The following is a 12736-nucleotide window of genomic DNA, read 5'->3' as shown; positions in this document are numbered from 1 at the left end:
GAGAAAATGGCTAAACCGAAAAAAGTCGTACGTACTAAACGTCGTGACCGTAAAAATATTGAATCTGGCGTGGCACATATCCGCTCCACTTTCAATAACACTATCGTTACTATTACGGACCCTCACGGAAATGCGATTTCGTGGGCAAGCTCCGGCGGCCTCGGATTCAGAGGTTCCCGTAAATCGACTCCGTTTGCTGCACAAATGGCTGCTGAGACTGCTGCCAAAGCTGCAATGGAACATGGGATGAAATCCGTTGAGGTTATGGTTAAAGGACCAGGCGCAGGCCGTGAAGCAGCGATCCGCTCTTTGCAAGCTGCTGGTCTTGAAGTTAACCTGATCAAAGACGTAACTCCAGTCCCGCATAACGGATGCCGTCCTCCAAAACGTCGTCGTGTCTAATGAGATTTGCCCCTGCGTGTGGTATACTTCCGGCACAATCTGCTAATAATGGTTGTTTAGGCATACTACTACATGTTTTCGCAAGAGAAGGTAAATGTTTCATAGAGGACCGACGTTTTGAAGGAGGGGTATTGCAGTGATAGAAATCGAAAAGCCGAAAATTGAGACGGTAGACGTCAACGATGATGGCACCTATGGGAAATTCGTAGTAGAACCGCTAGAGCGCGGATACGGTACGACGCTTGGAAACTCGCTTCGCCGAATCCTGCTCTCGTCACTGCCGGGTGCGGCAGTGTCTTCGGTTCAAATCGATGGCGTTCTGCATGAATTTGCTACAGTTCCTGGCGTAATGGAAGACGTTACAGAGATTATCCTTAACCTGAAAGCTTTGTCGCTCAAAATTCACTCTGATGAGGAGAAAGTGCTCGAGATTGATGCTGAAGGCGAAGGAGCAATCACGGCTGGAGATATTCGTGCTGATTCCGATGTTGAAATCCTTAACCCGGATCTTCACATTGCTACGCTTGGACCAGGTTCGAGACTTCACATGCGTATTTTTGCCAATCGCGGTCGCGGCTACGTCCAGGCAGATCGGAATAAACGCGATGACCAGCCGATCGGCGTCATCCCTGTCGATTCCATCTTCACCCCGATCAGCCGCGTAAACTACGCTGTGGAAAATACGCGTGTAGGCCAAGTAACCAACTATGACAAGCTCACGTTGGAAGTTTGGACTGACGGAAGTATTCGTCCTGAAGAGGCTGTGAGCCTCGGCGCTAAAATTTTGACCGAGCATCTGATGCTCTTCGTGGGTCTTACAGACGAAGCGAAGGACGCAGAGATCATGGTTGAAAAAGAAGAAGACAAAAAAGAAAAAGTACTCGAAATGACGATCGAAGAGCTGGATCTCTCTGTTCGTTCCTACAACTGCCTCAAACGTGCTGGTATTAATACCGTACAAGAGCTGACAACGAAAACGGAAGAAGACATGATGAAAGTCCGTAACCTCGGACGCAAGTCTTTGGAAGAAGTTCAAGAGAAGCTTGAGGAACTGGGATTGGGACTTCGTACAGAAGAATAGACAGCTGAGTGCTTGAAGTGAAGGAGGGAAAACAATGGCATACCAAAAGTTGGGCCGTAATTCCAGCGCACGTAAAGCTTTGTTCCGTGACCTGGTAACCGACCTGTTCTTATACGAGCGCATTCAGACAACTGAAGCGAAAGCAAAAGAGGTTCGCTCTATTGCTGAAAAACTGATCACTAAAGCGAAAAAGGGAGATCTTCATGCCCGTCGCCAAGTGGCAGCTTACGTTCGCCGCGAAACAATCGATGGTGAGCAAGATGCAATCCAAAAACTGTTTAGCGAATTGTCCGGTCGTTACGCTGAGCGTCCAGGTGGATACACTCGTATCCTGAAACTGGGACCTCGTCGTGGTGACGCAGCGCCTATGGTTTACTTGGAACTGGTAGACCGCGCGTAAAACAGATGAGATGAGGAAAGGGGACAGAGTCTAACGATTCTGGATCAACCCTTTTTTTCTCTTCATTTCGGAATTCGTGCTGTAAATGAAGCTCCGTAAGGGGCTTCTTTTGCTGTTCGGGATAGGCTTATGTATAGTATGGAACAAAGGTGTGGTAATATGCGCAACTTATGTATGACGGTCACTTACGATGGAACGGCCTACTACGGCTTTCAAGTACAGCCAGGAGGCAATACCATCCAGGATCATCTTGAGGATGCCATTCGTGCTTTGACAGGTGAGAGCGTTAAAATCACGGGTTCAGGCCGAACGGATGCAGGCGTTCACGCTCGCAGACAAATCTTCAATTTTCCTACAGCTTCACAGATTCCGGTGGAACGCTGGTGTATTGCACTCAATTCGAGACTGCCATCCGATATTGTTGTTATTGATGCGATTGAGGTACCGCTAGATTTCCATTCTCGTTACGCGGCGAAAAAGAAAACCTATCGATACACGATCAATGCAAATCAATTCCCGGATGTGTTTAACCGAAGATTGCAGCATCATCATCATGCCAAGCTGGACATCGCTGCTATGGAAGAAGGCCTGCGTCATTTCATAGGCACATATGACTTTACTTCCTTTGCTTCACGCAAGTCGCAGAAAGAGAATCATGTACGTTCGGTATACGAAGCATGGATAGAAGTGGACCGTTCAATGTGCAGAGACCATCCGCGCGATCAAGGCGTCATTCACATCTACGTGAGTGGTAACGGCTTTTTGCAGCACATGGTAAGGATCATTGTAGGAACGCTGCTGGAGATCGGAGAGGGCAAACGGAAAGCCTCTGATGTGCCGAATATGATTGCTGCATGCAATCGTTCTGCCGCAGGACCTACTGCGGTTAGCTGCGGTTTGATGCTCTGGGATCTTGAATACAAAAAAGATTAAACTTGGTGAGTAAAAAGCTTAATTTATACTTGCGATTTGATCGCCTATCATGTAATATAAAAGTTGTGTTTTCTTAATGGCTTTCCCACAGCCCCAATTAAGATGTTCACATCGCAACAACTATCCATCAACACCTAAAGTTATCACTTAACGAATGAAGATAAATGAAAAATGATGATTTTGAACATTTAAGGAGGAACTTTTCATGCGTACTACGTACATGGCGAAGCCTAACGAAGTTGAGCGCCAATGGCACATCATTGATGCTGAAGGCAAAACCCTCGGACGTTTGGCGAGCGAAGCAGCTGCTTTGATCCGCGGCAAACATAAGCCACAATTCACTCCACATGTGGACACTGGCGATTTCGTTGTTATCATCAATGCAGAGAAAATTGTATTGACTGGTAAAAAAATGCAAGGTAAAAAATACTACCGTCACTCGATGCACCCAGGTGGTTTGAAAGTAACTACTGCAGAAGAGATGGTTAAAAACAAACCTGAACGTATGTTGGAATTGGCTGTTCGCGGTATGCTTCCTAAAACTCGCATGGGCGAGAAAATGAAGCTGAGACTTAAAGCGTACAGAGGCACTGAGCATCCACACGCAGCACAAAAACCAGAAGTTTACGAACTTCGCGGTTAATTAAAAGGAGGACAGTTTCATGGCACAAGTACAATACTATGGGACAGGTCGTCGTAAACATTCGGTAGCACGTGTTCGCCTTGTACCGGGTGAAGGACGCATTGTCATCAATAAACGTGATATTAATGAATACTTCGGTTTGGAAACACTCAAACTGATCGTAAAACAACCACTGACTTTGACAGAAACGCTCACTAACTATGACGTTTTGGTTATCGCTCATGGTGGCGGTATCTCCGGTCAAGCCGGCGCGATCCGTCATGGTATCTCTCGCGCTCTGCTTAAAGCAGATCCGGAATACCGTGCATCCCTGAAAAAAGCAGGATTCCTGACTCGTGACCCACGTATGAAAGAGCGTAAAAAATACGGTCTTAAAGCGGCTCGTCGCGCACCTCAGTTCTCCAAACGTTAAGATTTTCAAAAGCTCTTGGCCCTCGGTCAAGAGCTTTTTTTATGGCTTTAGCCAATTGAGTACGTGAAACGCGCGAAAATCAGGACCACCCGTGCAACGGGTGGTCCTGATTACTAAAGCGGTCAGCTCAGTCAGGTCATAGACCTCGAGTGAGACATCCAGGTGCACATTGTACATTAGTCAGCAATTCAGTCAGAACGTCAGTCCGTAGGAGCTTGCGTAAGAGCCTCCGTATGTAAATTGAATTGCACATCGATGAAATAATGCACACATCTGTCAATACAACAAGAAATACATTAGGTTTCTTCACAAGCGACATACATCACTTCATGCTTATCAGTCTTTCTTATGGATATGATAAAGGCCTCTTACATTTGAAAACGTGCTTCGCATCCATCTTCAGGTAGAGAATGGAAACTGCACCTCTTTTCTTTTACGTGCTAAGATTTTATGTAAGGCTTGTTTGAATATACTGATGAGCTTGGAAATCCAGCAATAGCAACGGTTTAAGCCATCTTGCGAACTATTGAGTATTCGCTATCGACCATCTCATTTTCAGATGATTTTGTCTCAAGATGATGGAGTTGCCTAAATGATACTAAAAAGTAATGTAATCTTACCCGTTAATTAGAGGTTTCAATCGCTGTATTTTACCATCTGGGCAGGCATTGACATACCGAGTGAAAGATTTATACTATACATAATTCATATTAGATTAGTCGGCTTTTACTGGTTTTGAGATCATGAATGGGGGAAATGAAACAATGAACTTGTTGGAAAAGGAAGAACTGGCTCGTACAAAAGCAGAGGAACTGGAGCAAGCAAGTCCTGAAGATATTATTCGATATGCAATTGAAACATTCCCGAACATTACTTTTGCGTGCAGCTTCGGCGCAGAGGATGTTGTGCTCGTAGATATGCTTCAAAAAATCAGTCCGTCTACGGATATTTTTTATCTGGATACTGATTTTCATTTTCAGGAAACGTATGATACACGTGATCGGATGCAGGAAAAATACAATCTGGATTTCGTGAGAGTGTCACCGAAAATTACACCAGAAGAACAGGCTGCCCAGCATGGGGAAGAGTTGTGGAAATCCGATCCTAACGCTTGTTGCAACATTCGCAAGGTAGAGCCTCTAACGCGTATTCTTTCTCAGTATGATGCATGGATTACAGGTATTCGCAGAGATCAGGCTCCAACACGTGCGAATGCGAAGAAGGTTGAGTACGATACAAAGTTTGGCCTGATGAAATTCAACCCGATTGCACATTGGACGAGTGAGGATGTGTGGGAATATATTCGCGCCAATAACGTAATCTATAACCCGCTGCATGATCAGAACTATCCAAGTATCGGTTGCGAGTACTGTACACGTCAGGTGATGCCTGGTGAAGATCCACGTGCAGGACGCTGGTCTGGCAATGATAAAACGGAGTGCGGTCTGCATAAATAAGGACCCAAGGATAGGATGACGCAAATGACGTTTTCTGTATCCTACAGCATTGGATATATAAGCGCATGGCCTCACTATAAACGAATGCATATATAAGGAGCTGACAAGATGACTTCGATTCTGCCTCATGGAGGTACGCTGGTGCAGCGTGTCGTACAAGGAGAAGAACGTGAACGTTTACTGCAGGATAGCAAGAGCCTTTCTTCACTGCGCATTAATACCTGGACGATTTCCGACCTCGACCTGATCGGTGTAGGTGCCTTCTCGCCGCTTGAAGGATTTATGAACGAGGAGGATTATCAATCGGTTGTATCCCGGATGCGTTTGGCCAATGGTACGGTATGGAGCATACCGATTACACTTGCTGTTGATGATCAACAAGCGGCTGCCCTTCGCAAAGGAGAAACCGTATCCCTTGTTGGTGAAGATGATGGGGTGACATACGGACTGCTAGAAGTTCAAAGCATCTATCAGGTGGATCAGGGTGAGGAAGCGCGTCGTGTATTCAAAACCGATGATCCGGAGCATCCGGGTGTGAAAAAGCTGCTGGAGCGCCCTGCAACCTATGTAGGAGGTCCAATACAGGTATTAAATCGACCGAAGCCGGCAAAGTTCGAAGACTTCTATTACGACCCGGCAGAGACACGCAGTATTTTTCAGGAGAAGGGTTGGAAAACGGTTGTTGGTTTTCAGACTCGTAATCCTGTGCACCGTGCGCATGAGTATATTCAGAAAAGTGCGATGGAGATCGTGGATGCACTCTTCCTGAATCCGCTGGTCGGCGAAACAAAGTCTGATGATGTACCTGCTGATGTACGGATGAAAAGTTATCTGGTGCTGCTGGAGAACTATTACCCTGCGGATCGTGCGTTTCTGGGTGTGTTCCCGGCGGCGATGCGGTATGCTGGACCACGGGAAGCGATTTTCCATGCGATGGTACGTAAAAATTATGGCTGCACCCACTTTATCGTAGGTCGCGATCATGCGGGTGTAGGTGATTACTACGGCACCTATGAAGCGCAGGAGATCTTCTCTAACTTTACAGCTGAAGAACTCGGAATTACACCGCTGTTCTTTGAGCACAGCTTTTTCTGCACGAAATGTGGAAACATGGCTTCCAGCAAAACATGTCCACATGGCAAGGAGCACCATCTGACGCTGTCAGGTACCAAAGTACGTGCACTGCTGCGCGATGGTCAGTGTCCGCCTCCTGAATTCACTCGTCCTGAGGTTGCTGAAGTGCTGATCGAGGGTATGGCAGAGCAAGTCCATTCGTAAGGGTATATTTGTCCATCTTGTCCCATATAGATGATTAGAGTCATTTATAGGGACGAGGTGGTTTTTTTATGCGCAAAAACATGGGGAAACATCTGGTGGTCTGGATCAGATTAAAGACAGTGAAGAGGGTTATGCTGAGTCTGTGTTTGCTGGCTATGTTTGTGGCAGTTGTTTCGTATGAGATGCCTTCTGCCAAAACGTCGGGTTATTGGAGTCTGCCTTTGGCGGGCAAGGTAATAGCCATCGATGCAGGACATGGGGGACCGGATGGCGGTGCTGTAAGCAAACAGGGGATTATCGAGAAGGATATCAACTTGTCTATTGCACTGTATGTGAGAGACTTTCTGCAGCAGGCTGGTGCACTTGTCGTCATGACTCGTGAGATGGATAAAGACCTGGCGGAGGAAGGCACAAGGGGATATTCCAAGCGCAAAACGGAGGATCTCAAGCAAAGAGTACGGCACATTGAAGATAAACAGGCAGATCTGTTTATCAGCATTCATATGAACAGTGTACCTTCAAATCGCTGGAGCGGCGCACAGGTGTTCTACACCCCGAATCACCCTGATAATGAAGGACTCGCAAATTTGCTGCAGGCTGAAATGATTCGTAATCTGGAAAACACAGACCGGGTCGCCAAAACGGTGAATACCGTTTATCTGCTGCAGGCGCTGAAAATTCCGTCAGCACTCGTTGAAGTTGGCTTTTTGTCGCATCCTCAGGAAGCGCGTATGCTAGCCGATGAAACGTATCAACGAAAGGTAGCGGCATCCATATATAACGGGATCCTCAGGTATTCCGCAGGAGAACGTCCGAAAAGTTAGTCATAAGAAGAAAGGTAGTGCTATAATTGGAACAGCATACCTAATACATGCCAATAGATAAAACCGAGGTGCTGTCTGATGTTATCCAAAGAACAGATACTTGAAATTTTACAGCCATTGCAGGAACCGCAGCTTGGACAAAGCCTGGCGGAGCTGGGATGGATTCGTGACATTATGGTGAAAGAGCATCATGTGGCATTAAGTATGGTGACTCTGGAGAATCGACCGGAAGATGCAACCGCTTTAACAGATGCTGCGCGCAATCTGCTTGCTCAGCATGGTGTGAAGGATGTACACGTTCGCACACGAGCAGCGTCTGAGCATGACCGTGAGAGTCTGAACACAGGACAAGCCGATCAGGCCCAGGATCAGGATGAAGTGCTTGTAAAGGGGCATGCAGCAGGTCTGGATGGGCATGAGCTGCTAAGTCCCGAGTCAGGGGTTCGTTATATTGCTGTGGCGAGTGGTAAAGGCGGGGTAGGGAAATCCACCGTTACCGTTAACCTGGCGGCAGCCTTGGCTCGTCAAGGGAAAAAGGTTGGCCTCATTGATGCCGACATTTATGGGTTCAGTGTGCCTGATATGATGGGCATTGAGGAGTACCCGGTTGTTGAAGACGGCGTCATTCAGCCGGTGGAACGTTTTGGTGTCAAAGTCATGTCGATGGGGTTCTTTATTCGGGAAAATAACCCTGTCATTTGGCGCGGACCGATGCTCGGCCGTATGCTGCGTCAGTTCTTCACCGATGTTCAATGGGGAGAACTGGACTATATGCTGCTGGATTTGCCACCAGGAACAGGCGATGTAGCTCTTGATGTGCATCAGATGCTGCCGCAGAGTAAAGAAATCATCGTGACAACTCCGCATGCTACAGCAGCCTTTGTTGCAGCGCGAGCTGGGGCTATGGCGATTCAGACGGAACATGAGCTGCTTGGTGTTATCGAGAATATGGCTTATTACGAATGTGGCAGCTGTGGAGAGAAGGATTATGTCTTTGGACGCGGTGGCGGTGGGCGGTTGGCGGAGAGTCTGCATACCGTCTTGCTTGCCCAGATTCCATTGGGTGCACCGGACAACCATCCTTCCGAGCCGGATTTCTCTCCTTCCGTATACAAGGCAGAAACATCCATTGGCGCGATTTATGATGAGGTTGCCCGTAACATTGAGTCAAAATTTTAACGAGAATACAGACAAAAGCCTGCGTCCTTTAGATGGGATGCAGGCTTATTATCATCTTTGATTGGCATTGTCGGATGGCTTGGCGAAGCCGTAGAGTGCATTTTATGAGCTGCCACCACCGCCGGAGTTTCCTTGCCCGCCACCGCCTCCATCACCACTGCCACCATCTCCACCGTCCTGACCACCGGATTCCTGCCCCTTTTGCCCGCCACCGCTTTCCGTTTTAGGCTGAAGCTCTTCTTGTACAACTTTTTTCAACAAAGTGAGCACTTCCATGCGGAACAGAGGATTCTGCATCACTTCCTGCATAACGGTCATCGTCTGTTTGCGATATTCCGGCGTTTTGGTCATATCCATAAACATTTTGGACACCTCGGGTGATTTCATAATGTCCGCTATGGATTTCTGATATGTGGGGTCTTTGATCAGCTGCATATGGAGCTGTTTGCTTTGCGCATTGATCGCTTTGGCGAATTCACCCGCAAATTGCGGATCGGTCATAATTTTCTCGAATTCCTTCTGGTATTCAGGTGAGGTGATGGTATCTTTTACGGCAATACGTATTTGTTCCGAAGATTGCATAGGCATTAACATTTTCATCCCGACTGTTCCTGATCCACCGCCGGATCCTCCGCCTCCTTCTGAGCCGCCACCCCCACCAGAAGAGCTTTGACCCGTCAGAGCCTCTTCTACAGCTTTTTTTCCTTCGTCACTTTTCAAAATATCAACAACCATCGTTTTCATCTCTTTATAACTGCCCTGAGGAGGCGAAGAACTTTGATCTGAACCGCAGCCGGCAAGCATGACGGACAGCCCGAGCAAGATACAGCACAGCTGCCATATAGGCCGTTTCATGTGTACAATCCCTCCTTGATTAGATACTGGATGTAGTATGTGATGGGAAAGGGGGAAATATGTTGAGCAATGATGGTTTTTTGCTGTGAAGGTTGGTAAAATAAACTCTCGGGGGTGGAAAACATTTGAATTTGCGTAGATGGTTTTTCCTGTTTTGGACAGCCTTGCTGATTGGCGCTGCAGGCGCGTTAGCAACGGGGTTGATTATGATGCTGGTAAACGGGGAGAAAACAAACGGAATAGCTGACTTTATGCTGTATCTTCTGATTTTGTTTGGCTCCGGAGTGATGATTAGCGTATATTCACAAATGGGTTTCTTTGCATATCTCATATTAAATTATATGGGGAAAGGTGTATTTCCAAAACGCGGGTGGCAGATTGTTCAGATTGTGCTTACTGTGCTTGCGCTGCTGGATGTTATGTTTTTACGTCTCTTTGTCGGTGGTGAGCGGGAGCGCATCTCGGATATCGTACTTGGACTGCTCATTTTGGCGGCCGCAGTTGTTACCGCTTACGTGAAAGTAAAGCAAACACATATCTCTGCGCTGGTACCCACGCTCTTTTTTATGATAGCCGTTACTGCTGTGGAGACGATCGGTGTATTGCGTATTGATGTCAATGCGGCAACGATCTTTATTGTGGTCCCTTTGCTGTTATGTAATGCATACCAGATGCTGATTCTGCACAAACTGGTCGATAATTCAGAAGAGCGATCGGCTGAGCCTGCGGGCAAGTCCATGAAGGAGAGCAGGGCATAAGAGACACTAGAAGCGTCAATACGGATAAGGCGTTATCTTTGAAAAATAAACACCAAAAGAGCTAACCATGTTAGCTCTTTTCAATTTTTTACTTGTTTTGTCGTACGCTATTGTCCGCTGGCTTGGTCACGGACTTCTTTACCCTCTACACTGGAGTGGCTTAGCAATTCGGATACGGTCACAAACTCATATCCCTGATTTTTCAACTTGTCAATGATGACGGGCAGGGCTTCATGCGTTTGTTTTGAAGAGTCGCTGGCATGCAGCAGCACGATATCACCCGGATGGGCTTTGCTGACAACACGATCTACAATCGTTTGTACGCCTGGGTTTTTCCAATCCATAGAGTCAGTATCCCACTGCACGACCTGATAGTTGAGGCTGTTAGCAACCTGGAGCACGCGCTTATCAAAGTCTCCATTAGGCAGACGCAGCAATTTCGGTTCTTTTCCCGTTAAATCGGTTAAAATGCTGTGAGCTGTCGAAATTTCTTTACGTATTTGCTCTTCGGTCAAGCTGCTGTAATTTTCATGTCTGTGGCCGTGACTGCCAATCTCATATCCTGCCTCCTTGATGGCGGTAACAATCTCAGGGTGGGTTTTGCTCCAGGGTGAAGAGAGGAAGAAGGTGGCCTTCTGCACTTTATTTTCCTGAAGCACCTTCAGGATCGGCTCAGTCCGTTTATCACCCCAGCTAATATCAAAGGTAAGAGCTATCACCTTCTTTTCGGTTGGAACACTGTAAACGGCGGAAGGTGCTTCCTCCGAAAATACAGACACGTTGCCGCTTTCCAGATAGATAATACCGATTGCAAAGATGGCAGCAACGAGCACAATCAGGTTACGTTTGATTTTTTTGCCGCTGAATACATAGAACGAGTTCATTTCGCTAAGCGCCCCTCTCCCAATAAAAAATGGCTTGTTTCGTTTCGATAGGAAAATGCTTGTTTACTTTTCAATGTATGCTCGTACGGCTCAGTTATTCGTTTTACATCATTGATTGTCCATCATTTCGTTAACCAGGAGGTTATTATGTTAAAATTCAGCGCATTCATGAGAGACATGAGCAAAATAAGGACAGCATTAATCTGGGCCTTCCTACTGTTTGCTGTTGGAATCGGGGCTGGATGGGTGAGTACAGGACCCTTAGAGCAGCTGATGCTGAACCAGATTGAAGGAATACGTCAGGTGAGTCAACAGTTGGAGCAAGGAGGAAATGTGCAATGGAATTTTTTCCTGTTTATTTTTTTTAACAACGCCATCAAGAGTGTATTGGTCATTTACGCAGGTGTTTTCTTCGGCATCTTACCCATTATATTTTTGCTAATTAACGGGATGGTGCTGGGATTTGTCGTTCATGCAACGATGAATAATGGAGCAAGTTTTTTCGATATCGTTGTTAAGGGATTGCTTCCTCACGGAATTATCGAGATCCCGGTAATTATCATCGCATGTGCGTTTGGATTAAAGTTTGGCGGTTTAACGATAAGCAGTCTTGCCCAATTAGGGGGAGAGAAGAGAGCGTTGATCGGGACACGTTGGAGGGAGTTTGTGAAAATGACGTTAACAGCAAGCTTCTGGGTAGTCATCCTGCTTTTCATTGCCGCAATTATCGAAAGCACACTTACCTATGCGCTTGTAAGAGGATAAATGTTTTGTGAAAATTATGATACCCAGCATTCATAATTTCCCAGAAAGTTGACCATAACAATAAAACGGGTTTCAGCAATCAGGAGATCAAAACGCTTTTTAACGAATCCCGTTGCTGAAAAACGCGAGTGTGACTATAGAGGATATGCACAAAAAGGAGAACTCTTAATGCTGGGTATGCTATTTAACGAGAAGGAATGCAAAGAGCTGGACTATGTATTACGCAAAGAATTGGATGAAATGCTGTTCGATCTGAGTGATCAGCGTCTTGACCAGGAGATAAAACATGCTATCGCGAGTCGGTACAAGACGGTATTCCGCATGTATGCACGGTTTGCCCCGCCTAAAGAGTTATCCAAGTATGCAAGAGGTGGGAAGTTGAAGAAGTCCAGGCCGTGAAGTAAGGCTGAATATATAAACCAGTTCAAAGTGATAAGAGGTGGGGCAATCCATATAGTGCTCACACCTCTCATTCATTTCATGTGTAAAAAGAAATATTTCGCATTAAACAAAAAAGAATCAGCGTTTTTGTCGAAATAGGGTTGACCTTTCTAATATGATATGGTAAATTAATTTTCGTTCCTTTTTTAAGGAGCTGGTCACTAAATCAAGCTGTTTTGATATCTGGATTGAAAGTTATCAAAAAAAGGCTTGCAAGGATAATGTGAATGTGATACATTATAAAAGTCGCCGCTGAAACGACGACAAGATGAAAAACAACACATTAATTTGAATGTTTGATCTTTGAAAACTGAACAACGAGTGAGTACTGATCTTGCTTGCAAGATCAACAATGAGATTTTTAATCTCGTCAGATTCAAAATGAGCTTATCGCTCTTTTCAATACTTTATTGGAGAGTTTGAT

The 12736-nt window shown here is 46.1% G+C and carries 15 protein-coding genes; 13 read left to right on the top strand and 2 right to left on the bottom strand.

Annotated features, from left to right (window positions below; translation table 11 throughout):
* Nucleotides 1-6: 6 nt before the first annotated feature.
* The 10 genes from rpsK (at nucleotide 7) to ACQSGY_RS27895 (ending at nucleotide 8609) form a co-directional block, all read left to right on the top strand.
* The gene (gene rpsK, locus ACQSGY_RS27940) at nucleotides 7-402 is read left to right on the top strand and encodes a 30S ribosomal protein S11 (protein ID WP_068537278.1); all 396 of its coding nucleotides are present in this window, start codon (nucleotides 7-9) and stop codon (nucleotides 400-402) included.
* Between the two features lie 136 nt (nucleotides 403-538).
* Complete coding sequence (locus ACQSGY_RS27935) at nucleotides 539-1483, top strand: DNA-directed RNA polymerase subunit alpha (RefSeq protein ID WP_024633566.1); 945 nt, start codon at nucleotides 539-541, stop codon at nucleotides 1481-1483.
* Nucleotides 1484-1517: 34 nt separating this feature from the next.
* Nucleotides 1518-1883, top strand: coding sequence for a 50S ribosomal protein L17 (gene rplQ / locus ACQSGY_RS27930; RefSeq protein ID WP_017692102.1), 366 nt, complete (start codon nucleotides 1518-1520; stop codon nucleotides 1881-1883).
* A 159-nt stretch (nucleotides 1884-2042) separates the two neighbouring features.
* Nucleotides 2043-2816 (top strand): tRNA pseudouridine(38-40) synthase TruA, encoded by a 774-nt coding sequence (gene truA / locus ACQSGY_RS27925; RefSeq protein ID WP_184190209.1) that lies wholly within the window; start codon nucleotides 2043-2045, stop codon nucleotides 2814-2816.
* A 205-nt stretch (nucleotides 2817-3021) separates the two neighbouring features.
* Nucleotides 3022-3459, top strand: coding sequence for a 50S ribosomal protein L13 (rplM, locus tag ACQSGY_RS27920; protein ID WP_024633564.1), 438 nt, complete (start codon nucleotides 3022-3024; stop codon nucleotides 3457-3459).
* A gap of 19 nt (nucleotides 3460-3478) precedes the next feature.
* Nucleotides 3479-3871, top strand: a complete 393-nt coding sequence (gene rpsI, locus ACQSGY_RS27915) for a 30S ribosomal protein S9 (RefSeq protein WP_090924661.1) — start codon at nucleotides 3479-3481, stop codon at nucleotides 3869-3871.
* Between the two features lie 764 nt (nucleotides 3872-4635).
* On the top strand, nucleotides 4636-5328 hold the full coding sequence (locus ACQSGY_RS27910) for a phosphoadenylyl-sulfate reductase (RefSeq protein WP_216520680.1): 693 nt from the start codon (nucleotides 4636-4638) through the stop codon (nucleotides 5326-5328).
* Between the two features lie 108 nt (nucleotides 5329-5436).
* Nucleotides 5437-6606 (top strand): sulfate adenylyltransferase, encoded by a 1170-nt coding sequence (gene sat / locus ACQSGY_RS27905; protein WP_427181845.1) that lies wholly within the window; start codon nucleotides 5437-5439, stop codon nucleotides 6604-6606.
* Between the two features lie 68 nt (nucleotides 6607-6674).
* On the top strand, nucleotides 6675-7430 hold the full coding sequence (cwlD, locus tag ACQSGY_RS27900) for an N-acetylmuramoyl-L-alanine amidase CwlD (protein WP_427181843.1): 756 nt from the start codon (nucleotides 6675-6677) through the stop codon (nucleotides 7428-7430).
* A gap of 78 nt (nucleotides 7431-7508) precedes the next feature.
* Nucleotides 7509-8609, top strand: a complete 1101-nt coding sequence (locus ACQSGY_RS27895; RefSeq protein WP_427181842.1) for a P-loop NTPase — start codon at nucleotides 7509-7511, stop codon at nucleotides 8607-8609.
* Nucleotides 8610-8711: 102 nt separating this feature from the next.
* Here ACQSGY_RS27895 and gerD read toward each other — a convergent pair whose 3' ends face one another.
* Nucleotides 8712-9464 carry a spore germination lipoprotein GerD gene (gene gerD / locus ACQSGY_RS27890; protein WP_427181840.1) on the bottom strand — a complete coding sequence of 251 codons (753 nt, stop codon included), beginning with the start codon at nucleotides 9462-9464 and terminating at the stop codon, nucleotides 8712-8714.
* A gap of 125 nt (nucleotides 9465-9589) precedes the next feature.
* Here gerD and ACQSGY_RS27885 point away from each other — a divergent pair, with 125 nt between their 5' ends.
* Nucleotides 9590-10222 carry a KinB-signaling pathway activation protein gene (locus tag ACQSGY_RS27885; RefSeq protein ID WP_216520671.1) on the top strand — a complete coding sequence of 211 codons (633 nt, stop codon included), beginning with the start codon at nucleotides 9590-9592 and terminating at the stop codon, nucleotides 10220-10222.
* 107 nt (nucleotides 10223-10329) lie between these two features.
* Here the strand turns inward: ACQSGY_RS27885 and pdaB are convergent, their stop codons facing one another.
* A complete protein-coding gene (gene pdaB / locus ACQSGY_RS27880; RefSeq protein ID WP_427181839.1) occupies nucleotides 10330-11106 on the bottom strand; it encodes a polysaccharide deacetylase family sporulation protein PdaB in 777 nt (258 codons plus the stop codon).
* Between the two features lie 147 nt (nucleotides 11107-11253).
* Between pdaB and ACQSGY_RS27875 the strand changes: the two genes are divergently transcribed.
* Together ACQSGY_RS27875 and ACQSGY_RS27870 are read left to right on the top strand one after the other, a co-directional pair.
* Nucleotides 11254-11871 carry a stage II sporulation protein M gene (locus ACQSGY_RS27875; protein WP_427181837.1) on the top strand — a complete coding sequence of 206 codons (618 nt, stop codon included), beginning with the start codon at nucleotides 11254-11256 and terminating at the stop codon, nucleotides 11869-11871.
* A gap of 168 nt (nucleotides 11872-12039) precedes the next feature.
* Nucleotides 12040-12270 (top strand): hypothetical protein, encoded by a 231-nt coding sequence (locus ACQSGY_RS27870; protein WP_427181835.1) that lies wholly within the window; start codon nucleotides 12040-12042, stop codon nucleotides 12268-12270.
* Nucleotides 12271-12736 lie beyond the last annotated feature (466 nt).

It is taken from the genome of Paenibacillus sp. TC-CSREp1, from assembly GCF_050171015.1.
Classification (GTDB): domain Bacteria; phylum Bacillota; class Bacilli; order Paenibacillales; family Paenibacillaceae; genus Paenibacillus; species Paenibacillus silvae.
Note: the sequence above shows the minus strand (reverse complement) of the source record. Positions and strands in the feature narration are given on the sequence as shown.

Excerpts from the sequence above, each read along its gene's own strand:
- rpsK (WP_068537278.1), top strand. The coding sequence starts at position 7 with ATGGCTAAACCGAAAAAAGTCGTACGTACTAAACGTCGTGACCGTAAA.
- sat (WP_427181845.1), top strand. The coding sequence starts at position 5,437 with ATGACTTCGATTCTGCCTCATGGAGGTACGCTGGTGCAGCGTGTCGTA.
- pdaB (WP_427181839.1), bottom strand. The coding sequence starts at position 11,106 with ATGAACTCGTTCTATGTATTCAGCGGCAAAAAAATCAAACGTAACCTG.
- ACQSGY_RS27870 (WP_427181835.1), top strand. The coding sequence starts at position 12,040 with ATGCTGGGTATGCTATTTAACGAGAAGGAATGCAAAGAGCTGGACTAT.
- rpsI (WP_090924661.1), top strand. The coding sequence starts at position 3,479 with ATGGCACAAGTACAATACTATGGGACAGGTCGTCGTAAACATTCGGTA.
- gerD (WP_427181840.1), bottom strand. The coding sequence starts at position 9,464 with ATGAAACGGCCTATATGGCAGCTGTGCTGTATCTTGCTCGGGCTGTCC.
- ACQSGY_RS27875 (WP_427181837.1), top strand. The coding sequence starts at position 11,254 with ATGTTAAAATTCAGCGCATTCATGAGAGACATGAGCAAAATAAGGACA.
- ACQSGY_RS27910 (WP_216520680.1), top strand. The coding sequence starts at position 4,636 with ATGAACTTGTTGGAAAAGGAAGAACTGGCTCGTACAAAAGCAGAGGAA.
- truA (WP_184190209.1), top strand. The coding sequence starts at position 2,043 with ATGCGCAACTTATGTATGACGGTCACTTACGATGGAACGGCCTACTAC.
- rplM (WP_024633564.1), top strand. The coding sequence starts at position 3,022 with ATGCGTACTACGTACATGGCGAAGCCTAACGAAGTTGAGCGCCAATGG.
- rplQ (WP_017692102.1), top strand. The coding sequence starts at position 1,518 with ATGGCATACCAAAAGTTGGGCCGTAATTCCAGCGCACGTAAAGCTTTG.
- cwlD (WP_427181843.1), top strand. The coding sequence starts at position 6,675 with ATGCGCAAAAACATGGGGAAACATCTGGTGGTCTGGATCAGATTAAAG.
- ACQSGY_RS27895 (WP_427181842.1), top strand. The coding sequence starts at position 7,509 with ATGTTATCCAAAGAACAGATACTTGAAATTTTACAGCCATTGCAGGAA.